This is a genomic window from uncultured Maribacter sp., assembly GCF_947500405.1.
Classification (GTDB): domain Bacteria; phylum Bacteroidota; class Bacteroidia; order Flavobacteriales; family Flavobacteriaceae; genus Maribacter_B.
Genome location: NZ_CANMRY010000002.1, coordinates 371,302 through 395,027, shown reverse-complemented (window position 1 = coordinate 395,027; position 23,726 = coordinate 371,302). Strand labels below are relative to the sequence as shown.

The window sequence follows — 23,726 nt, the reverse complement described above, 5'->3', positions numbered from 1 at the left end:
TTTATAGTAAATAACTAAATAATTGTTTATCATAAAACTAAATAATATCTGGGCTAAGATTTCCAAATCTGAGTTTTTTAAGAATGTTTCTTCTCAAATGTTAGGAACAGGAGTAGCGCAATTATTACCTTTTGCTGTAACTCCTATTTTGACAAGAATGTACTCTGAAAAGGAATTTGCATTATATACTTCCTTTTTTGCAATTGCAGGAATTCTTGAAGTTGGAGCAGGAGGTAGATATCAATTTGCGATAGTAATACCAAAAAGTAATGAAAAAGCTACTAAAATTTTTATTTTAAGTATTTACATTACATTAATATACTCCGTATTATTATTCTTAATAGTTTTCCTGATTCCTAAAAATAATTTGCTAAAAATTGACCAAGTTATTTATTTAATCCCGATATACGTTTTATTTTTTGGTCTTTGGAGTTCTTTTTCAAACTTATCTATAAGGTATAAAACTTTTAAAGACAATGCAATAGCTAAAGTTCTACAATCTGTTTCTTATATTTTATCAAGTATGGGAATAGGAATGTCTAAATACACTATTTACGGATTATTAGTTGGAAAAATATTAGGTTTGTTTTCTTCATGGCTTTTTTTATTTAAAAAATCAAAAATTACTACTAGTACATTTAGATTAAATAACTTAAAATTAATTGCTAAGGAATATATAGATTATCCTAAGTATGGTATAACTCCAACTTTTTTAAACACAATTTCTATTCAAGGAATTGTATTGGTTTTAACAAATTTTTATTCAACTAATGATTTAGGGTATTTTGGTTTAACTACATTAGTTTTAAGTGCACCAATTGGGTTAATTGGAGCTTCTTATAAAGATGTTTTTTATCAAAAGATAGCATTTTTAATTAATACAAAGGAAAACCTTACTCAAGCATTTGATTTTTTTAAAAAGTCAGCGATAGCACTTTTAGCATTGGGAACACCAATATGTTTAATAATCTTTTTTTTAGGACCAGATATATTTTCATTTGTATTTGGGGAAAAGTGGATTAGGTCAGGAGAGTTTGCTTCAGTACTAGCAGTAAGTTTTTTAATTAAATTAATAGCAAGCCCATTATCATCAGTATTTAATGCTGCAAATAAATTAAGAGTAGCATCTATATGGCAAACATTATATTTTTTTACCACCTTTTCTACTCTAGGCATTTCAGTTTATATCTTTGAATTAGATGTAGACACATTATTTTTAGTTTATGTAGCACATGAAAGCTTTTTGTACATACTGTATTTAATGCTACAATATAGAACCTTAAAAAATCTTAAAAAAAAGAAATAAATATAGATTAATAATTATGAGTAATGCTTAAAGATTTTTTTGACTTAAGGGGAATCGAAAAATGGAAGAACATAATTTTGTTAATTTTCTCATTTTCTCTACCACTAAACCAAAAATGGTCAACAATTCTTCTATTAGTACTCATTGTAATTTCTTTATTTGATAAAAAAGACTACAAACTGTTTAGGAATATTTCATTTATATTACCAATAATTTTATACATAAGTACTGTTGCATCTTTGTTTTACTCTCATAATTTTGAATTAAAATTTATTGAGCATAGAGCCTCGTTAATTGGAATTCCTTTAATTTTTTTAACTATAAAAATAGATTATAAAGCATATAGTAAAATTTTACGATACTTTGTTTTGGGATGTTTAACAGCGGTATTTATATGCTATATAAATGCTCTTAACAATTCTTTTTCTATTGTAGATAGTGAAATTAAATTTCAAGCAGTAGTTAATCAGGAATTTTCATTTCTTTACTCTGTTGTAAGAGATGGTAATTACTTTTTTTCTTCTTTTTTCTCTATTTTTCATGATACTACATATTTTTCAATTTATTTAAATGTTGCAATAGTTATAATTTTATTTTTAAGATTATGGAAGCTAAATAAATGGTATTATTTATTATTATTACTATTTCCAATGGTAATTTTTCAGTTATCTAGTAAAGTAGGGATTATAATTTTATTTTTTATTTTCATTTTTTTCATTTTTTCAAGGATAAAAAAAATGAGCTTAAAAATGGCATTGCTTATATTAATAACTATACTTGGGGCTTTGTTTTTTCAATATAACCCAAGGCTAAAGTCTATGTCAGAAAAGTTTAGTAAAGAAAAATTAACTATTAATCCGGAGGAAAGATTTGGATATACTCTTAGGCTCATGTCATGGGATGCGGCTTTAGAACTAATTAAAGAAAACCCTATAAAAGGTTTAGGAGTAGGAGATACTCAAATAAAATTAAACGAAAAATATATAAAAAAGGGTTACGCAACTCCGTTAAAACAGAATTTAAACGCACATAATGAGTTTTTTCAGATTTTCTTAGAAAGCGGTTTAGTAGGTTTTTTATCAATTTTATTAATTCTTTATAGCTTGTTTAAGTTTTCAATTGTAAACAATAAAATTGTTTTTTTTAATATGTGTTTCTTATTTATTATAACAATAAGTTTTTTATTTGAAAGTATATTGAATAGGTACTCTGGAATATCTTTTTTTACTTTTTTTTATTATATTATATTGAACAGATATGTAGAGAATAATGATAAATAAACTTCCACGTGTTTTTGATAAAATAAAACTCTATAATTCACTTTTATTAATTATACTTTTTATAGTATTTCAAATGTGTTTTTCTTTTGTATTAAAAGATTTACACGTTTTTAAAAAAGCAGAAGAATCTGCTAGTTTGTTATATGAATTTAGTATATCAAAATTTATAATTATTTTTTTTATAGTAGCCTTTTTAATTTATTCAAATTTAGTACTAAAAATGAAAGGCTTTTTATATATAATAACTGTTCTGGTTTTAATATTTTTTGTATTTCCGAGTGCAATATTATTTTCAAACATAAGAGATTTAGATTACCGTATATTTTTATCTCATTCTTTATTTTTTACTATAATAATGATTATTGGTAAGATAAAAATCAAAATAGAGTCTAAAACATTAAATCTAAAACAATCTAAAAATGTTTTGTTATATGGTATATTAGTTGGAATGATACCATTTTTTGTACTTTATTTTCCGCACATTAATTTTAACAATCTTCTTTTAAAAGAGATTTATGAGACAAGGGAACAAATAATTTCTAGTGTAGATAATTTTTATACAAATTATACATACTCTTGGTTTAATAAAACTTTAATACCATGCTTAGTTGTATTTTGTCTTTTTTTTAAAAAAAAGCAAGAACTTATAGTCGCAATAGGGCTTTTAGTTTTTTTATTTTTATGTGGAGCTCATAAAGCCGTTTTTGTTGGGTTGTTTATGGTTTTAATTTTGTATAAATACAATTATAAAAAAAAGGCAAATTACTTTATAAAATTTATGATAAGCGTTAGTTTAATTTCTTTAATCATATCAGTCGTTTTTAATAATAATTTTCTAATGGTTATGTCTATTAGAAGAACAGTATTTTTACCAAGCTTATTAGATATTTTGTATTTTAATTTTTTTGAAGAGAACCACCTTTATTGGTCAGAAACTTTTAATGGAGTTTTTTTTAATTACCCATATAAGCATCCACATGCATTCATTATTGGGGAAAAATATTTTGGAACTATTATTTGGAATGCAAATAATGGTGTTATTTCTGATGGATTTATGAATTTTGGAATGTTGGGAGTTTTTATAAATAGTATTTTAATTGCATTGTATTTTTCTTTTTTAAATCAATTAAACATAAGCAGTAAATTTTTTGGAATTTTCTTTTTATTGTTTTTTGTAATTATAAGTTCTTCTTTAACAACTGTAATGTTAACCCATGGAGGAATATTATTATTATTTGTTTCTTTCTTTATTTTAAAAAATTCCCAAAGCAAAATGAACGACTTATGAAAAAAGTAATTATTTTAACAAAAACAAACTGGAATGAACCTCCTAGGATAAGACACCAAATAACTCGTTTATTAAAAGAAAAAGGATATGAAATAACATATGTTGAAAAAAACTCATACAAAAGCCTTTTTATTAAGAGTAGAAAAGAAGAAGGAATTAACTTTTATTCTCATGCAGAATTAATACACCATCAATTAAGGTATTTTCGGTTTATACAAAATTTAAATAATTTTGTAGTAAAATACTATTTAAAGAAAATTTTTAAAAAAGTTGATTTTGATTTTATAATGAACTTTAGTTATGAATATGACTTTTTAAAAGGATTAGCGCCAAGCAAAAAAGTTATAACAATGATGGAAGATGATTTTGAAGCACAAGCTAAATTTGGAATGACAAGAGCTATAAAAAATCAAATAAGGAGTACATGTAGAAATTCTGACAATGTATTAACCGTATCCTACCCTTTATTTGATAAATTAAGTTCATATAAAAATAATGTTACCATGCTTTTTCCATGGAGCCAAAGAGAGTATAAAAAACCAAAACAAAATTTAGATAGAAATACTGTTTTATATTTTGGTTTTATAGGAAGGTTAGATTGGAAAATTACAGAATCTATTATTAAGAATACAAAATATAACTATAGGTTTGTTGGTCCTACTATTAAAAATTCTGACGCTAATTTTGTAAATTATTTAAAAGAAACCTATAGTAATTTTGAACATATAGGCTATAGTAAAATAGAAGAATTAGAAATTGACGATGTTTTTTGTTCTATTTTACCTTATGATGCAAGTTTAGGGAATGTTCAAGCTTGTACAGTAAGTAATAGAGCATTTAATTTGTTATCATTAGGTTTTCCTTTAGTTTATGCAGACTTAAGAAATTTAATTAAATCTCCTAAAACTATAATTAAAACAAATATAACATTAGAAGAATACATAGAAACACTACATTTTTTTCACGAGAATTTTTCAAGTGTGCAGAAAGATATAATGACTTTTTTACAAAGTCATTATAAGGAATCTAGATGGAAAGTTTTGGAAAGAATAATTCCAAAAAAATAAGATTAATTTAGATCTTAAGATCATTTTTTTAATATAATAATCTTAATATAATAATCTTATTTTTGTTATAAAAACAAAGAAGTAGACTATAACTTTTAAGGTAAAATAATGAGTAGAGAATATCAAATTTGTTCAAATTGTGTCATGGACACTACAGATTCAAAAATTTCTTTTGATGAAAAAGGGGTATGTGACCACTGTAACACGTATTATAAAGATATTTTACCAAATTGGCATACAGATGAAAGAGGAGATACCAAGTTGAAAAATATAATAGCCAAAATAAAAAAAGAAGGAGAGGATAAAGATTTTGATTGCTTAATGGGAATGAGTGGCGGAATAGATAGTTCGTATCTATTATATGCTATGAAAGAAAAATACGGATTAAGACCACTTGTATTTCATGTAGATGCAGGTTGGAATTCACAAATTGCTGTAAATAATATTGAAAGATTGGTAGATTGTTTAGGTTTAGACTTATATACAGAAGTAATAAATTGGGAAGAAATTAAAGATTTACAATTAGCATTTTTTAAATCAGGAGTATCCCATATAGATACACCACAGGATCATGCTTTTTTTGCTACAATGTATAAATTTGCATCAAAACATAAGATTAAATACATACTTACAGGAGGAAATTATTCAACAGAATGTGTAAGGAATCCTTTGGAGTGGATGTATTACCAATCAGACTCTATTCAATTAAAAGATATTTATAAAAAACATGGTAAAGGAACGCTAAAAGACTACCCTGTAACTAACATTTTGTGGCATAAGGTGTATTTGCCATATATAAAAAAGATTAAGCTTATAAGACCTTTAGATTACATTCCATACCATAAAGATGAAGCCATGCAACTATTAGTAGATAAATATGGTTATCAAGAATATCCACAAAAACATTTTGAATCTCGTTTTACTAGATTTTATGAGGCCTATTGGCTTCCTAAAAAATTTGGTTATGATACTAGAAAAGTGCAATTCTCTAGCTTAATATTAACTAATCAAATGACTAGAGAAAATGCTTTAGAAGAATTAAAAAAACCGGCATATAATCCAGAATCAATTGCTCAAGATTTTGAGTTTATAGCAAATAAGTTAGGAATAACTGTAGAAGAGTTGCAGGGTTACATGGACGCACCCAATAAAACGTATAAGGACTATAAGTCTCAGGATAGTATATATAATATTGGGGCTAAAATGATGCGTTTAATTGGATTAGAAAGAGGAGGAAAAAGATGATAAAGATTGTAAATTACGGTTCGGGGAATATACAAGCAATATTAAACATTTATAAACAATTAAACATAGATTGTTTTGTTGCTAATACTCCAGAGGAATTAAAAGATGCTACCAAATTAATTTTACCAGGCGTAGGAGCTTTTGATGAAACCATGGATCAACTTATAAAATCAGGATTTAAAAAAGAACTAGACAGGCTTGTTATAGAAGAAAAAACGCCTGTTATTGGAATTTGTGTTGGGATGCAAATATTGGCAAAAAAGAGCGAGGAAGGCATATTGGATGGTTTAGGATATATTGATGCTGAGGTTAAAAAATTTGATATTAATACATTTACAGAAAAACCATACTTACCGCACCTTGGTTGGAATTCAATTAACCCTATACGAAATCATGAAATTTTTAATAATATTGATTTTGAAAAAGGATTTTATTTTCTTCATACATATTATTTTTCCTGTTTATCTAAAGAAGACACTTTAGCTACTACAAATTATGGAAATCAGTTTTCTTCTGCTGTAAATTATGATAATGTTTTTGGTATGCAATTTCATCCCGAAAAAAGCCATAGTAATGGTATTCAGTTGTTTAAAAACTTTGCTAACTTATAATTTATGTTAAGATCACGAATAATTCCTTGCTTATTAGTAAGAAATAAAGGACTAGTAAAAACAGTTCAATTTAAAGAGTCAAAGTATGTAGGGGATCCAATTAATGCTGTTAAGATTTTTAATGAAAAAGAAGTAGATGAATTAATAATCTTGGATATTGACGCTACTAAAGAAAAAAGAGAACCAGATTTTAAAATGATTCAAAATTTAGCAAATGAGTCTAGGATGCCACTATGTTATGGAGGTGGTGTTAATACAGTAGAGCAGGCTAAAAAAATTATTCATCTTGGAGCAGAAAAAGTAGCGCTTAGTTCAGCTGTAATTAATAATCCAAAACTTGTTGTAGATATTGCAAAAGCTGTAGGAGTGCAAAGTGTTATTGTTGTTTTGGATGTAAAGAAAAAAGTGTTTCTAGGAAAATATCAAGTTTACACTCATAATGGAACCAAATCAACCGGGAAGAGTCCAAAGGAATTAGCTGTACAGTTTGAAAAATTAGGAGTAGGAGAAATAGTAATTAATTCTATTGATAATGATGGTATGATGAAAGGCTATGATTTAAAATTAATAGAATTAATTAGATCTTCGATTAATATTCCTATGACAGTTTTAGGAGGTGTTGGGAACTTAGATCACATTAAAGAAGTAATCAAAAAGTATAATGTTATTGGGGTTGCAGCCGGAAGTTTATTTGTATTTAAAGGTAAATATAAAGCAGTTTTAATAAATTACCCAAATAAAGCAGAAATTAAAGATTTATTGAAATAATTTATTAATAAGTGTTTTAATGTATTCTTAATAAGAATAAACAGAATATTATGTTATTTAACTCTATTGATTTTGCTATATTTCTTCCAATAGTTTTTGTTTTATATTGGTTTGTAATTAATAAAAGTTTAAAACTTCAGAACTTATTAATAGTTGTTGCTAGTTATTTTTTTTATGGATGGTGGGATTGGAGATTTTTGTCATTAATTTTATTTAGTACTATTGTTGATTATTCAGTTGGAATTCTGCTACAAAAAGAAAATAATATCCTAAAAAGGAAGACTTTACTTTGGATTAGTATTATAGTAAATTTAGGTTTTTTAGGTTTTTTTAAGTACTATAATTTTTTCTTAGAGAATTTTATTGATGCGTTTAGCCTATTTGGTATTCTATTAAAAACTAGTTCTCTTTCAATAATTTTACCTGTAGGGATTAGCTTTTATACTTTCCAAACACTAAGTTATACAATTGATGTTTATAGAAAAAACCTTGAGCCTACTAAAGACTTTGTAGCATTTACAGCTTTTGTTAGTTTTTTTCCTCAATTAGTTGCTGGTCCAATAGAAAGAGCTAGCAATTTATTACCACAATTTTATAAGAAGCGCATATTTAGTTATGATGCTGCTGTAGATGGAATGCGTCAAATTTTATGGGGCTTACTTAAAAAAATTGTTATTGCCGATAATGCTGCTATATATGTAAATTTAATATTTGAAAATTATCCTGAATATTCAGGGAATACATTGTTTTTAGGGGCAGTTTTTTTTGCATTTCAAATTTATGGAGATTTTTCAGGATACTCAGACATTGCAATTGGAACCTCTAGATTGTTTGGATTTAATTTGAAGCAAAATTTCGCATTCCCTTATTTTTCAAGAGATATTGCTGAGTTCTGGAGGAGGTGGCATATTTCATTATCCACTTGGTTTAGAGATTATGTTTATATTCCTTTGGGAGGTAGTATAGGAGGAACTTGGATGAAAGTTAGAAATACATTTATAATTTTTATAGTAAGTGGTTTTTGGCATGGCGCTAATTGGACTTTTATAGTTTGGGGTTTTTTAAATGCATGTTATTTTTTACCATTATTATTACGCGATAAAAACAGAAAGAATATCAATACGATAGATTCAAGAAAATTATTTCCAGAATTAAAGACTGTATTTCAAATCTCAACAACTTTTGTTCTTACTATAATTGCGTGGGTTTTTTTTAGAGCAAAAAATGTTGCTACTGCACTTGACTATTTGTTAAATATGTTTTCTATGAGTTTATTTAAACCTTCACCTCAGGATTTAAAACATATTAGTGACGGGGCTCATATTATATACTATATACTAATATTAATAGTATTTATTTTAGTTGAATGGTTACAAAGAACTAAGCAGCATGCACTCCAAATTGATGAGCATAAGACTAATAAAATGCTTAGATTAAGCTTTTATTATATCATTGGTTTTACAATTTTTTGGTTTGGTGCTAGTCAGCAAGACTTTATTTATTTTCAATTTTAAAATTAGATACTCATGTGTTTTAAAAAAATATTGGCATGCATATTCATCTTTTTTATGGGAAGTAGAATTAATGCAAATGAATTAAAAAGTGATTTGCCAGAGTCTATTTTTAAGAATATATCAGTTTATCTGCACCCTTATAAATCATTAAATGAAGCTTTAGAGGATCAAAAAAATATTGATTGGGATAAAGACATAGAAAAAGCAAAAAGCATTACACTAGCTTATGCCGCAAAAGAGATTCAAGATCATTTTCGTTTGTTAAATAAGGAGGTTAATGTATTTAACTATAAGAAAAGTTTTGCTAAGAATAATATAGTTATTCTTTCCAGAGAAGAATTGAATTTAAATTATAAAAATATAGCAGGGAAAATAAATTTTGAGACCTTAGGTAACCAAGGTTTTGCAATATTCCCATATAAAAAAAACATTTACATTACAGCAAATAGTCGTATTGGAATTCTTTATGGAGTATATGATTTTTTAAAAAAAATTGGATTTTCATGGTATAGTCCAGAAGAAACTATAATACCCAAAAAAATAAAAAAAAATCCGAACTATTATAAAACTATAGAAAAACCATTTGTGGGCTTAAGAGGTTTCTGGACCTTTTCTGAGAAAAATTTACCTACAGAATATATAACGTGGTTTGCCAGAAATAGATTTAATATTATTGGTAAGATGCCCCAGTATCTTTCTAAAAAATTAGGAGTTAAAGTTTGGGGAGGAGAACACAATTTGATTCAAGAAGAATTTTCAAAAAAAAATTTATTTGAACAGCACCCTGATTGGTATTCATTATATAATGGAGAACGTATACCAGTATCTAGTAAAGGAAATTATGTTAACCCTTCTTACGCTAATCCAGAAATGGCAGAGTATTTTTCTGAAAGATTGATTCATAGATTGATAGACGGGGATTTAAAAAACATTGATGTTCTTAATATATGGCCCGCAGATAAAAAAAGAGATAAACTAGACCAAAGTGACTTGGCTAAATCGACAGGAAATTTTACGGATACTGTGTTAAAATTTTATTCTATTATAGCAAAAAACCTAGCAAAGGCTTATCAAGAAAAAAGACTATCTAGAAAAGTTGTTCTCGCGGGAATTTCATATCACTTAACAATGGAACCTCCAACGAATATGGATGTTGTTAAAGAATTAGAAAACCTAAATTATATACATATATTTTATCCAAGCACAAGAGATTGGACCACAGCAATTAACTATAAAATGGCAGAAAGTGGAGCCAATAAAAGAATATATAGTACAATTAATCTATGGAAGGAAAAGGCAAATTTTAATTTTGGGGTGGTAGATTATAATAATAAAAGTAATTATTCAGGATTAGCATTAACTGACCATGTAAATTTTGCTAGTAATTTTGATTTTTTTTTTAAGAATAGTGCGGGTTTATATGCATATATGCACCCAATAAAAACAAACCCTGGCCCTTTACAACTAACAAATAGCTTGATTTCTGATTTATCATGGAAATCTTTTGATGAAGAAAGTGAAACCATATCAAGACGAACAACAAAAAAATATTATAAAAGTAAATATGGGAGATGGGCAACTCAGTGGAGTACTATATATGATGAAATGATGCTTTCGGTTAGCAATGCCAAAAGTATTTATGAATTAGAATCTTTAAATACAGTACTATTTCAAAAAGTGTATTGGGCTGTACCACCATATTCTGATGAAGAGGCAGTTAAATTTATACCTCTTTATAGAAAAGGAGGATTACAAGACTTACCTGATGGTTTTTATAATGATAAAAATGCAACTATAAAGGCTAATTTTATGGGATTAGATGAGTCCATAAAAATTCATTCTAATCTTGAACTAAAATGGAATTCCATACTAGAAAAGGTTAAAAACCCAAATATTAGAGCAAGAATGAATAATGATATTATGTGGTTTAAGGCCACTAAAAGTAGATATAAATTAATGGCTTTAATATGTGACTATTCATTAGCTACTTTTAATAAGGATAAAACAAAAAAGATAAGAGAAAATATTATCCAAGAAATAAACTATTTAAAAAATAGTAAAGTAACAGATGATGTTATTTCTCCCGTTAATCAAAGAGATTTTTTAAGGGTTGCTCAAAAGTTATTAGAAATAAATGAAAAGTAAAGCTTGATGAAAAAATTTGTAAAGAAAATAATTGTTTTTTTTATACCACTATTTTTATATTTAATTATAGTGGTAATAATTGACCCATATAACTTTTTTTCTAATTCTAATTTCATTCCTTTAGAAACAAAAAAAGAGATTTCATTTAAATTAAATTACCCCTTATTTAAATTATTAGCTTTTAAAAAAAAACCAACAAAAAATATAATTTTAGGAGATTCTAGAACAAACAACTTAGATATTAATTTTATTAATGAATGTGCCGGTAAAGAATTTACCAATCTGGCATTCGGCGGAGGTACATTACAAGAGATTATTAATACATTTTGGGAAGCAACAAAAGAAACTAAACTTGAGAAAGTAGTTATAGGTCTAAACTTTAATTTATATAATAAAGTTAATGCTATGGATCGGGTTTCTGAAGCAGTTTATCTTAAAAATAATTTTTTATCATATGGCACAAGTAAATTTGTATTTAAATCTACAGGTCTTATTATTAAGAATCTTATATTAAATTCCTCTTTTGATTTAGGAATACCAGAAATGTCAAGAGAAGAATTTTGGCAATACCAATTAAATTCTGCGGCTAATAATACATATAGGATTTACAACTATCCACAAGGCTATTTCTTAGAACTTAAAAAAATTGCCGAATACTGTAAAAACAATAAGATTGAGCTAAAATTCTTTATCCCTCCAACCCATACTTCTTTACAAGAAAAAATTCATGAATTTAAATTATTAAAGGAAGAAGAAAAATTTAAAGAAGATATTAAAAGATTAGCATCAGTATATGATTTTGATTTTTCAAATCAAATAACGAGGAACAAAGAAAAATTTAAGGATCCATATCACTGTAAAGAATCTGTTGCGGAATTGGTAGCCAAAGTAATTTTTTGTGAAAATCCTGAACCAGACTTGATAGATTATTTCGTTTTTTATGAAAATAAAAAGGAATAATCATTTATTACAATAACTATATGGAAAACAAATGTAATATTTTCTTACAAAAAATGGAAAGGATAATAATAATTGTATTCATTTTACTTTTCGCCGGTTGTAAAAACGACAATGATGAAGCGGTATCTCAAGAAATAGAATTGTGCGTTATTTTTAAGAATGAAAGTATCATCAAGTTATCCAATTTTCAATTTAAAATATTAGATATTGAGGGTAATACACTTTTATTAGATCGTACAGACTTTGATGAAAAAAAATCTCTAAAGTTAGTAAAACAACAACCTGTTTTTCTAGAACTGTATATAAAAGATGACTGTAGAGATTTTAGTATTAAAAGAGAGTTGGGGCTCTTTGTCTCAAACCAAACAAAAGAGATTGTTATTAGTAATGATGATTTAGGTATAAAAGACTCGGTTGAAGAAAAGGTATATGAAGGTTATCTAAATATATCTAACCAAGAGGAACTAGATGCCTTTGGGCTTCAAAATTATAGTAAGATTGTTGGGGATATTACAATTTCGGGCGTAAATAATTTGTGTTCGTTAAAATATTTAAAAGAAGTTACAGGTTTTTTTGGCATAGGAGAACACTCTTCGCCTGACGGTAATGTAGTTTATGCATATCGGAATCCAGATTTACATACCTTATCGGGCTTAGAAAATCTTTCTACTGTTGGAGGCAGCTTACAAGTGTATTTTAGTTCTTGTATTAATTTAAATGAACTCTCTAACTTGACATCTATAGGTGGTGGTTTAAGTATTTATAGCAATGAGTTGTTAACAAACATAGACGGCCTTTCTAAAATAGAAAAAGTGGCGAGATTAGAGATAATGTCCAACAATGTATTGCCTGATTTGAACGGTTTATCTAACTTAGAAACTATTTATAGTGATATAAGTACTTGGACAAATGGACAAGGGGATATTTATGAATCCCCCAGTTTAATGATTTTTGCTAATGCCTCTTTAAAAAATGTAGATGGTCTTGCTAAAATAAAATTTCCTATTAATAGTTTGAGAATAGGTAAAAACGATTCTTTATCTAATTTAAATGGTCTTTTGAATGTTCCTGAAATTCAAGCAAGAATACTAATAAGAGAAAACACCCTATTAACTGATTTTTGTGGATTAAAAGGTGTGCCAAAAGTGGATAGGTATTATGTTGGCGGAAACGGCTACAATCCAACCCAAGAACAATTAGCTACAGATGAGTGTAAAGAAGACTAGAATATTTTCTCAAAAAGAAATGAAAAACCTTCAAATTATCCGATTAAACATTAGTTTTACTTAAAATATTGTAAAAGATTAGATAGTTAAAAATGAAACAAATTATACAAGATCTTAAAAACGGAGAAACAATTTTAGAAGAAGTGCCAGTCCCAATGGTAAAACCTGGATTTGTACTTATTAAAACCTTTAGAACATTAGTTTCTTTAGGGACTGAGCGTATGCTGGTAGAATTTGGTAAAGCTAATTTTATTCAAAAAGCAAAGCAGCAACCAGACAAGGTAAAAATGGTTTTGAATAAAGTAAAGACAGATGGTCTTAAACCTACCATGGATGCTGTTTTAAATAAACTAAATCAACCACTTCCTCTTGGATATTGTAATGTTGGAGAAGTTGTTGGTATTGGAAGAGGAGTTACTGAATTTCAAGTAGGAGACCGTGTTGCATCTAATGGTAATCATGCAGAGTATGTAAATCTTCCTAAAAATTTGGTGGCTAAAATTCCTGATACTGTTACAGATGAAGAAGCGGCTTTTACTGTTATTGGTTCTATAGGATTACAAGGAATACGTTTATTAAACCCAACTTTTGGAGAAACTATTGTAGTTGTTGGTTTAGGTCTTATAGGGTTAGTAACTGCAGAATTATTAATGGCAAATGGCTGTAATGTAATTGGTTTTGATTTTGACCCTGAAAAAGTTCGTATTGCTAATGAAAAAGGAATTGTAGCCGTTAATCCAGGGCAAGGTACGGATCAAGTAAAATTTGTAGAATCTTATACCAATGATATAGGAGCAGATGGGGTAATAATAACTGCTTCTAATAAAAGTAATGAAATTATAGCTCAATCTGCACAGATGTGTAGAAAAAGAGGTCGTGTAATTTTAGTAGGAGTAATTGGCTTAGATATTAGTAGAGCGGACTTTTATGAAAAAGAAATTTCATTTCAAGTGTCTTGTTCATATGGGCCAGGAAGGTATGATGAAGAATATGAGCAAAAAGGCAATGACTATCCAATAGGATATGTTCGTTGGACAGAAAAGAGGAATTTTGAAGCTATATTAACTGCTATAGCAAAAGGAACTTTAGACGTAAAACCATTAATAACGGAACGTATACCTTTAGAAGAATTCGATAAAATATATGGAGATATGGGTAATTCAAAATCCATAGCATCTATTTTAGAATATACCAATACAGCGGATCCTATTAATACTGTAGAAATTTCTAGAAAATATTTTAAAGAAAAAAATGGAACTATAGGGATTATAGGTTCTGGAAATTTTACGAGTTCAACTATATTACCAAATCTTAAAAAAATAAACGCTGAGATTAAGTATATAGCAAGCTCTGGAGGGCTTTCTTCTACCATTATGGCTAAGAGGCATTCTATTGCTAATTCAACTTCTAATTACAAAGAGATATTAAACGATTCGGATGTAGACTTAGTACTAATAACAACAAAGCATAATATGCATGCTTCGATGGTATTAGAAACAATTAATTCAGGGAAAAGTGTTTTTGTAGAAAAACCCTTAGCACTAACAGAAAGTGAACTAGAAAGTATAATTTTAGCATATAAAAACCAAAATGTAAGTGTAAGTGTTGGGTTTAATAGGCGTTTTGCTCCATTAGCAAAAAGCATGAAAAAATTACTTGGTAATGATAATACTCCGATTAATATAGTTGCTACAATGAATGCAGGTTTTATTCCTGCCGATGTGTGGGTACATGATATGGAAGTCGGTGGAGGAAGGATAGTAGGAGAGGCTTGTCATTATATAGATTTATGCACCTATTTTACAGGAAGTAAAGTAAAAGAAGTCTGTATGAATGCTATGGGTATAAATCCAGAAGAAAATACAGACAACGCAAGTATACTCATACGGTATGAAAACGGTTCTAATGCTGTTATTAATTATTTTGCGAATGGTAGTAAGGCATATTCAAAAGAACGCGTTGAAGTGTATTCTCAAGAACGCACATTAATTATGGATAATTGGAGAAAACTTAAGTCCTACGGTTTCAAAGGGGGAGGAAATGCTTCTTCAAAACAAGATAAGGGTCATTTTAACCAATTTAATGAACTCATAGAACAACAGCAAAATGGAGGAGCATCAATAATTCCTTTTGATGAAATTGTAAATACAACTAAGGCATCATTTGCTGCAATTGAATCATTGAAACAAGGTAAATGGATTTCAATAAACTAAAATTACTTTTCTATACTTTAAAATACCTTCGTTTTAAACAAATTTATTTTCGAGGATATTATTTATTTAGAAATAAGTTTTTCAAAAAAGAATATAAAAAACAGCTTAGTAAAAACATTAAAGTTATAAAATGGCAAGATTCTTTTTTATATACCGATAGTTATATTAAAAATAATTCTTTCAAGTTTCTAAACTTAGAGCATAACTTTATTTCTGAAATTGATTGGAATTACAATGCTTACGGTAAACTTTGGACCTACAATTTGAATTATTTTGATTTCTTAAATCAAAAAACAATTTCAAGCGAAGACGGCCTTTTTTTAATTCATGACTATATTCAAAACGAGGCGAATTTAAAAGATGGTAAAGAACCATATCCAATTTCACTTCGAGGGATAAACTGGGTAAAATTTTTGTCTAAATATTCAATTTCTGATTCAGAAATCAATAAGAATTTATATAACCATTATCAGACACTACTTAACAACCTTGAATATCATTTATTAGGTAATCATTTATTAGAAAACGGGTTTTCTCTTTTCTTTGGTGCTTACTATTTTAAGGACGTGAAATTTTATGCAAAAGCAATCCATATTCTGAAAGCAGAACTAGAGGAACAAATTTTGAATGATGGTGCTCATTTCGAACTTTCACCAATGTACCATCAAATACTTTTGCACCGTCTTTTAGACTGTATAAGCCTTATTAAGCTGAATTTCTGGAAGGAAGATGGAATGGCCTTATTTTTGAAAGAAAAGGCCTTAAAAATGCTTTCATGGCTTGAGAGCGTTACTTTTTCCGGGGGTAACATCCCAATGGTGAATGATAGTGCTTTTGGTATTGCACCAACTTCAAACCAATTGGTTAAATACGCAAACGAATTAGGGCTCAATTGGTCTAGTAGTATTCTTTCAGATTCTGGTTATCGAAAGTTTAAAAATGATGATTATGAACTTTTTGTTGATGTAGGAAATGTTGGCCCAACCTATCAACCTGGACATGTGCATTCAGATACCTTTAATTTTGAATTATATGTTGCGGGAAAACCAATAATCGTGGATACCGGAACTTCTACTTATGAAAAGAACGCTTTAAGACAAAAAGAGCGTGAAACAGCGGCACATAATACTGTAGTGGTAGATAGTCAAGATCAAACACAAGTTTGGGGTGGATTTAGAGTTGCTAAGAGAGCAAAAGTAAATTTACTTGAAGAAGATGAAGGTTTTGTTAAAGCCCAACATGATGGCTACAAAAAACTTGGTCTTTTTCATTCCAGAAAGTTTGTTTCAAAAGCTTCCCATTTAACTATTGAAGATTCGTTTAACAAGGCATCTCAATTAAAAAAAATTGCTTTTTTTCATTTACATCCTTCCATAAATTCTGTAAAAATTAAAGGAAATAAGGTTTTTTTAATACATCAAAATATTCAAATCTCTTTTGAGAATTTCTCTTCTATTGAGCTAATACCTTTTGATTATGCTACTGGATTTAATCAAAGAGAAAAGTCGCAAAAAATTTCTGTAACTTTTCAAAAAAAACTAAAAACTGAAATTTACTTATGAAATTACTGTTCTTAACCGATAATTTTCCTCCTGAATTTAATGCTCCAGCAACAAGAACTTATGAACACTGTAAGGAGTGGGTCAAAGAGGGAGTGGAGGTAACAGTAATTACTTGTGCGCCAAATTTTCCAGAAGGAAAACTATTTAAGGGATATAAAAATAAATTATACCAAACTGAAATTTTAGATGGTATTAAAGTAATAAGAGTTTGGTCATATATTTCTGCAAATAAAGGGTTCCTAAAAAGAATACTAGATTTTTTAAGTTACATGTTAGCCTCATTTTTAGTTGGATTATTTATTAAGACCGATTTAATTGTAGCAACATCTCCTCAATTTTTTACTGCAATATCTGGAAGGTGGCTAGCTTTTTGGAAACGTAAAAGATGGGTAATGGAAGTAAGAGATTTATGGCCAGAATCTGTAAAAGCAGTTGGCGCAATGAGTAATAAACCTATCTTTTTATTTTTTGAATATTTAGAGCTTAAAATGTATAAAAGTGCTTGGAAGATAATTACGGTTACGGATTCTTTTAAAACACAATTAATAAATGATAGAGGTATAAAACAAACTAAAATAGAAGTTGTGAAAAATGGAATTAACGCTGAAATGTTTTCTCCTATACCCAAAAATGAAAAACTTATAAAAGAATTAAATCTTAAAGATAAATTTGTAATTGGATATATAGGAACTCATGGTATGGCGCATAAGTTAGATTTTATTATAGAATCTGCAAAAAAAATCAAAAACAAAGAAATACATTTTATTTTTTTAGGGACTGGAGCAGAAAAAGAAAAATTAATGACTATAAGTAAAGGGCTTTCTAATGTAACAATGTTATCAGCTGTAGAGAAAAAAAAGGTGAAACAATACATTTCTGTATTAGATGTAGGATTGGTAAATTTAAAAAAGTGTAAAACTTTCGAATCAGTTTTACCGTCTAAAATTTTTGAGTTGGCAGGAATGCATAAACCAATATTACTTGGAGTAGAAGGGGAAGCAAAAGAGTTAGTAGAAAATTATGGTATTGGTTTTTGTTTTGAACCAGAAAATGAACTTTCTTTTTTTAAAAAAATAGAGAGCGTTGTTACAAGTAATAAAATAGATAGTAATAAATATGAAAGCTTGTTAAAAGATTTTGACAGGAATCTTCTTGCAAGAAAAATGCTAAGGTTTTTAAGAAATTAGATTTAAAATGAATAAAGTTACCTATTTTTAAGCTTTAAAATTGATAGTTTGAATTTTTTTGAAACAGCAGTATTAATTTTTATAGGCTCTTTTCTACTGGTTTACTTAACAATTCCTAAAGTAATAAAGGTAGTTGAGTATAAAAGATTAATGGATGACCCTAACCAGCGAAGCTCTCATAAAAACAGGACACCTACATTGGGTGGAGTTTCCTTTTTTTTTACTCTAGTTTTCGCTCTTTTTTTTATAGAGAGTTGGGCGGTTACACAGGAGGCTATTTATATAATTCCTGGACTAACTATATTATTTATTGTTGGTCTTAAAGACGATTTGGTCGTTATTTCACCTGGAGCCAAGTTATTAGCACAAGCATTTGCGGTAGCATTTATTTTAGCAAACCCGAGTTTTACTATTACCTCTTTAAATGGTTTTTTAAATGTAAATGAAATACCCTACTATTTATATTTAGGAATTGCAGGTTTTATGATGCTTACTATTATAAATTCCTATAATTTAATTGATGGTATAGATGGTTTAGCCTCTATAGTTGGTATTGTAATTATGGTTTTATATACAACTATTTTTTACCTTACTGGAGAGTATTTTTTCGCCCTTTTAAGCATAACGCTAAATGCTAGTTTAATGGCTTTTCTTGGATTTAATCTTTCGTCAGATAAAAAAATATTTATGGGAGACACAGGTTCTTTAATAGTAGGATTTATAATTAGTATACTTACTTTAAAGTTTTTAGCATTAGGACCAGAAAGTTATACAGAAATGCCTTTCTTATTAGAAAATGCGCCATTAATTGCTATAAGTATATTAATTGTACCTCTTTTTGATACCGCAAGAGTTTTTACCATACGTATTGCCAATAAAAAAGGACCTTTTTCTCCAGATAGGAATCATACCCACCATGTATTAATAGATTATTGGGGACTAAGTCATAAACAAGCTAGCTTTATTATAGGTTGTTTTAATTTACTTTTTGTAATGCTCTTTATTGTTTTAGGGAGTAAGGCAAAAAACCTTGGGATGGTTATAATGCTTGTTTCTGTTGTAATATTTTTAGGATATATTTTCTTTAAATATAATTATAGTTTTACTACTCTAAAGCAGAAAATAATGCTAAAAAGAAAAGTAGAAAGTCTAAAAGCAAAAGGGAGTAGTAATAAAAATAAAACTAAAAAGAATATTAGTATTGTAAGGGATCAAAATGAAAGCAAACAATAAAATGAAAAGAATACTAATAACAGGAGCTGCAGGATTTTTAGGTTCACATTTATGTGATCGTTTTATAAAAGAAGGGTTTCATGTAATTGGTATGGATAATCTTATTACTGGAGATCTTAAAAATATAGAACACCTTTTTCCTTTAAAACAGTTTGAGTTTCAACACCATGATGTTAGTACATTTGTTCATGTTCCTGGCGAGTTAGATTATATTTTACACTTTGCTTCACCAGCAAGCCCTATAGATTATCTTAAAATTCCTATAGAAACTTTAAAAGTTGGTTCTTTAGGTACTTTAAATCTCTTAGGAGTAGCAAAACAAAAAAATGCAAGAATATTAGTTGCGTCAACTTCTGAAGTTTACGGTGATCCATTAGTGCATCCTCAAAATGAAGAATATTATGGTAACGTTAGCCCAATAGGTCCAAGAGGAGTTTATGATGAAGCTAAAAGGTTTATGGAGTCCATTACAATGGCGTATCATCGCTTTCATGGGTTAGATACTCGTATAGTTCGTATTTTTAATACCTATGGCCCTAGAATGCGTTTAAATGATGGCAGGGTTGTTCCTGCTTTTATGGGACAAGCATTACGTGGAGAAGATTTAACTGTTTTTGGAGATGGGTCGCAAACACGTTCTTTTTGTTATATAGATGATCAAGTAGAAGGAATATATAGATTATTAATGAGCGATTATACAGATCCAATTAATATTGGAAACCCACATGAAACAACTATAAAAGAATTTGCTCAAGAAATTATAAAACTTACAGGAACCTCTCAGAAAGTTATATATAAACCTTTACCTCAAGATGACCCATTACAAAGACAACCAGATATTTCTAAAGCAAAAGAAATATTAGATTGGGAACCTAAAGTAGAGCGTTCTGAAGGATTAAAAATTGTATTTGATTATTTTAAATCCCTCTCTAAAGAAGAGCTTCTAAAAAAAGAACATCGTAATTTTTCTTAGAAAACTTAAATTATAAATTGGCATAACCTATTTTTGCCAAAATTTTTTACCATGAACATACTTATTCTTGGCTCTGGTGGCCGCGAACACACATTTGCTTGGAAACTTAAACAAAGTCCTAAATTATCTAATTTATTTGTTGCACCTGGTAACGCAGGAACAGCAGAAATTGCAACTAATTTAACTATAGGTGTTAATGATTTTGAAGCTATAAAAAAAGCGGTAATAGAAAATAGCATAGAAATGGTAATTGTTGGCCCAGAAGACCCTTTGGTTAACGGAGTTCATGATTATTTTTTAAAGGATGATTCTTTAAAGAGTATTCCAGTAATAGGTCCGCAAAAAGCAGCGGCTACATTAGAAGGTAGTAAAGAATTTGCAAAAGAGTTTATGTACAAACATAATATTCCAACGGCAAAGTATAAAAGCTTTACTTCTGCAAATTTAGAAGAAGGGTACACTTTTTTAGAAAGCTTAAATGCACCATATGTATTAAAGGCAGATGGTTTAGCAGCAGGTAAAGGAGTTTTAATTCTTAAAAATTTACAAGAAGCAAAAGATGAGCTAAAAGCAATGCTGGTAGATTCTAAATTTGGTAATGCTAGTGCTACTGTAGTTATTGAAGAGTTTTTAGATGGCATAGAACTTTCTGTTTTTGTTCTTACAGATGGTGACGGTTATAAGGTTTTACCAACGGCTAAAGACTATAAACGTATAGGAGAAGGAGACACTGGATTAAATACCGGAGGTATGGGAGCTATTTCACCTGTTCCTTTTGCAGATGAAGAGTTTATGGATAAAATCCATAAGCAAGTTGTTATTCCTACCGTAGAAGGGCTTAAAAAGGATAATTTGCCATATAAAGGATTTATTTTTATAGGCTTAATAAACGTGAATAATAACCCTCTTGTAATAGAATATAATGTTCGTATGGGAGATCCCGAAACAGAGGTTGTTATTCCAAGAATTAAAAATGATTTAGTTGCCGTATTTCAAGCAGTTGGGAACCAAACTTTAGATGCTATTAATTTGGAATTAGATGACCGTACAGCAACTACAGTTATGACTGTTTCTGGTGGATATCCAGAGGCATATGAAAAAGGAAAAGAAATCACAGGATATAATACTATAGAAGACTCCTTGGTATTTCATGCAGGAACAACAATAGAAAACGGTAAAGTTGTAACTAATGGGGGGCGTGTAATGGCAATTACCTCTTATGGTAAAGATTTCAAAGAGGCACTAAAAAAATCTTATCAAAATATAGAAAAACTACATTTTGATAAGATGAATTATCGCAAGGACTTAGGATTTGATTTATAAGTAAGAGTGGCTTGTGCTACTCTTATCTTCTTCTCCTTTATCGTTATATTTTTTTAATTCTAGCATCCAATAAACCATAGCTATTGATCCTATTATCATAAAAATCCAATTAATGGTATTTGCGGCCCACCAACTCTCCATAAAACGCAATGTGTCTAAAGGAGCGAAAAGTACATTTACAAATAAATCTTGTATGTTTTCAAAAAATGCTTTCATCTTATAGTATATTTACGGTGCAAAAATATAAAAATCAAGGATGATTTCAAGCATTTTTGGCAAAACAAAGCCAATTAATTACATTATTGTTGCAACTTTTCTTTTTTTGCTCTATTGGTTAGTACAATTTTATCTTTCTAACACAGGATTAAAAACAGAGCAAATACTTATAAAAGCAGCAATTGTAGCAATTTTAATGAGTAGTGTTTTTGTTTCTAATTTTATTATTCAGCGTAATAAAATTACTGGGGCAAATTCTTTTGCAATCTTATTTTTTGCAGCATTATGTCTTGTTTTTCCAGAAACCTTACTAGATAGTAAGGCTATAGTAAGTGCTTTTTTCTTGTTGCTAGCAATTAGAAGAATATTAAGTATAAAATCTTTAAAAAGTATTAAGTTAAAAATTTTTGACGCCACTTTATGGATTTTAATAGCTTCATTATTTTACAATTGGTCTTTGTTATTTTTAATACTTGTTTTTGCTGCTATTTATATTTACGAGCCAAAAAATATAAGAAATTGGTTAGTGCCATTTGTAGGAATAGTTGCTTTTATTTCTATAACATATAGCATTTTAATTTTAGCAAATTCCGCCTCTTTTTTTTTAGAGCGGTATACCTTTAACTTTCATTTTAAAAAAGACTACTTTTTAAATTGGGGAACTAATACTAAATATAGTATTTACATTTTATTAAATATTATTATTAGTGTATTAGCTTTTCTTAAAATGGGCGCCTCGGGCGTTGGTAAAGTAACTACTATGCGATTAATTTCGTATGTTTTTCTTATAGGGTTAGTAATTGTATTGTTATCTTTTGGTGATGGAAACCCTATTATTTTTACTTTTTTCTCTTCTGCTATTTTTTTCACAAACTATTTAGAATCTATAGAAAAACCTAAGTTTAAAGAAGTAGTATTAATACTAAGTATTTTAGTTCCTTTATTAGTTTTTTGTTCTACTTTATTCCTATCATAAAATAGGTATCTTTGTTTAAAATTTATTATTATGTTTAGTCAATTTGCTTTCGATATTTTTGAAAAAAGCATTCAACAATACCATGTTTTGGATAATGTAAATCAGCCTTTTAAAAACCCATATCCAAAGAATGAAATTTCTCATCTTTTATATAGAAAAAATTGGATAGATACCGTACAATGGCATTATGAAGATATTATAAGAGACCCAGAAATTAATCCTGAAGCTGCATTAATATTAAAGCGTAAAATTGATGCTAGTAACCAGGATAGAACAGATTTAGTAGAGTATATAGATAGTTATTTTTTAAATAAATACCAATCGGTACAAATAAAAGAAAATGCCACTATTAATACAGAAAGCCCTGCATGGGCAATAGATCGTTTATCTATTTTGTCTTTAAAGATTTATCATATGCAAGAAGAAGTAAACCGTAAAGATGCTTCTGCAAAACATATAACAACTTGTACTACAAAATTGAATGTTCTATTAGAGCAGAAAAAAGACCTTACAATTGCAATAGATCAATTATTATTAGATATTGAAGAAGGTTCTAAGTTTATGAAGGTTTATAAGCAAATGAAAATGTATAATGATGATGAGCTAAACCCAGTTCTTAGAGGTCAAAAATAA

Annotated in this window: 20 protein-coding genes; 19 read left to right on the top strand and 1 reads right to left on the bottom strand. The window is 28.3% G+C overall.

Annotated features, from left to right (window positions below; genetic code table 11):
- The first annotated feature begins 22 nt into the window (after nucleotides 1-22).
- The 17 genes from Q0945_RS03965 (at nucleotide 23) to purD (ending at nucleotide 21,901) form a co-directional block, all read left to right on the top strand.
- Nucleotides 23-1,306, top strand: a complete 1,284-nt coding sequence (locus tag Q0945_RS03965; RefSeq protein ID WP_299430996.1) for an oligosaccharide flippase family protein — start codon at nucleotides 23-25, stop codon at nucleotides 1,304-1,306.
- A 23-nt stretch (nucleotides 1,307-1,329) separates the two neighbouring features.
- Nucleotides 1,330-2,586, top strand: a complete 1,257-nt coding sequence (locus Q0945_RS03960) for an O-antigen ligase family protein (protein ID WP_299430994.1) — start codon at nucleotides 1,330-1,332, stop codon at nucleotides 2,584-2,586.
- Between the two features lie 778 nt (nucleotides 2,587-3,364).
- The gene (locus Q0945_RS03955) at nucleotides 3,365-3,874 is read left to right on the top strand and encodes a hypothetical protein (protein ID WP_299430992.1); all 510 of its coding nucleotides are present in this window, start codon (nucleotides 3,365-3,367) and stop codon (nucleotides 3,872-3,874) included.
- On the top strand, nucleotides 3,871-4,941 hold the full coding sequence (locus Q0945_RS03950; protein WP_299430990.1) for a hypothetical protein: 1,071 nt from the start codon (nucleotides 3,871-3,873) through the stop codon (nucleotides 4,939-4,941). Before Q0945_RS03955 ends, Q0945_RS03950 begins: the two co-directional genes overlap by 4 nt.
- A 108-nt stretch (nucleotides 4,942-5,049) precedes the next feature.
- A complete protein-coding gene (locus Q0945_RS03945) occupies nucleotides 5,050-6,186 on the top strand; it encodes an N-acetyl sugar amidotransferase (protein WP_299430989.1) in 1,137 nt (378 codons plus the stop codon).
- Nucleotides 6,183-6,797 carry an imidazole glycerol phosphate synthase subunit HisH gene (gene hisH / locus Q0945_RS03940; protein ID WP_299430987.1) on the top strand — a complete coding sequence of 205 codons (615 nt, stop codon included), beginning with the start codon at nucleotides 6,183-6,185 and terminating at the stop codon, nucleotides 6,795-6,797. Before Q0945_RS03945 ends, hisH begins: the two co-directional genes overlap by 4 nt.
- A 3-nt stretch (nucleotides 6,798-6,800) precedes the next feature.
- On the top strand, nucleotides 6,801-7,565 hold the full coding sequence (locus Q0945_RS03935; protein ID WP_299430985.1) for an AglZ/HisF2 family acetamidino modification protein: 765 nt from the start codon (nucleotides 6,801-6,803) through the stop codon (nucleotides 7,563-7,565).
- 50 nt (nucleotides 7,566-7,615) lie between these two features.
- Nucleotides 7,616-9,079: an MBOAT family O-acyltransferase gene (locus tag Q0945_RS03930; protein ID WP_299430983.1), complete on the top strand. Its 1,464-nt coding sequence runs from the start codon at nucleotides 7,616-7,618 to the stop codon at nucleotides 9,077-9,079.
- Nucleotides 9,080-9,133: 54 nt separating this feature from the next.
- The gene (locus Q0945_RS03925) at nucleotides 9,134-11,224 is read left to right on the top strand and encodes a DUF4838 domain-containing protein (protein WP_299430981.1); all 2,091 of its coding nucleotides are present in this window, start codon (nucleotides 9,134-9,136) and stop codon (nucleotides 11,222-11,224) included.
- A gap of 6 nt (nucleotides 11,225-11,230) precedes the next feature.
- Nucleotides 11,231-12,184 (top strand): hypothetical protein, encoded by a 954-nt coding sequence (locus Q0945_RS03920; protein WP_299430979.1) that lies wholly within the window; start codon nucleotides 11,231-11,233, stop codon nucleotides 12,182-12,184.
- A gap of 53 nt (nucleotides 12,185-12,237) precedes the next feature.
- Entirely contained in the window at nucleotides 12,238-13,410 is a 1,173-nt protein-coding gene (locus Q0945_RS03915; protein WP_299430977.1) for a hypothetical protein, read from the top strand.
- Nucleotides 13,411-13,502: 92 nt separating this feature from the next.
- Nucleotides 13,503-15,623, top strand: a complete 2,121-nt coding sequence (locus Q0945_RS03910; RefSeq protein ID WP_299430975.1) for a bi-domain-containing oxidoreductase — start codon at nucleotides 13,503-13,505, stop codon at nucleotides 15,621-15,623.
- Entirely contained in the window at nucleotides 15,605-17,185 is a 1,581-nt protein-coding gene (locus Q0945_RS03905; protein ID WP_299430973.1) for an alginate lyase family protein, read from the top strand. Before Q0945_RS03910 ends, Q0945_RS03905 begins: the two co-directional genes overlap by 19 nt.
- Nucleotides 17,182-18,372, top strand: coding sequence for a glycosyltransferase family 4 protein (locus Q0945_RS03900; protein ID WP_299430971.1), 1,191 nt, complete (start codon nucleotides 17,182-17,184; stop codon nucleotides 18,370-18,372). Before Q0945_RS03905 ends, Q0945_RS03900 begins: the two co-directional genes overlap by 4 nt.
- Nucleotides 18,373-18,420: 48 nt before the next feature.
- Nucleotides 18,421-19,605 (top strand): MraY family glycosyltransferase, encoded by a 1,185-nt coding sequence (locus tag Q0945_RS03895; protein WP_299430969.1) that lies wholly within the window; start codon nucleotides 18,421-18,423, stop codon nucleotides 19,603-19,605.
- A 1-nt stretch (nucleotide 19,606) separates the two neighbouring features.
- Nucleotides 19,607-20,578, top strand: coding sequence for a UDP-glucuronic acid decarboxylase family protein (locus tag Q0945_RS03890; RefSeq protein WP_299430967.1), 972 nt, complete (start codon nucleotides 19,607-19,609; stop codon nucleotides 20,576-20,578).
- Between the two features lie 51 nt (nucleotides 20,579-20,629).
- Nucleotides 20,630-21,901, top strand: a complete 1,272-nt coding sequence (gene purD / locus Q0945_RS03885) for a phosphoribosylamine--glycine ligase (RefSeq protein ID WP_299430965.1) — start codon at nucleotides 20,630-20,632, stop codon at nucleotides 21,899-21,901.
- Here the strand turns inward: purD and Q0945_RS03880 are convergent.
- Nucleotides 21,896-22,117 (bottom strand): uracil phosphoribosyltransferase, encoded by a 222-nt coding sequence (locus tag Q0945_RS03880; protein ID WP_299430963.1) that lies wholly within the window; start codon nucleotides 22,115-22,117, stop codon nucleotides 21,896-21,898. The genes purD and Q0945_RS03880 overlap by 6 nt on opposite strands.
- Nucleotides 22,118-22,157: 40 nt before the next feature.
- On the opposite strand from Q0945_RS03880, the gene Q0945_RS03875 reads away from it, so the two are divergent.
- Nucleotides 22,158-23,093, top strand: coding sequence for a DUF6427 family protein (locus Q0945_RS03875; protein WP_299430961.1), 936 nt, complete (start codon nucleotides 22,158-22,160; stop codon nucleotides 23,091-23,093).
- A 30-nt stretch (nucleotides 23,094-23,123) separates the two neighbouring features.
- On the top strand, nucleotides 23,124-23,726 hold the full coding sequence (locus tag Q0945_RS03870; RefSeq protein WP_299430960.1) for a DUF4254 domain-containing protein: 603 nt from the start codon (nucleotides 23,124-23,126) through the stop codon (nucleotides 23,724-23,726).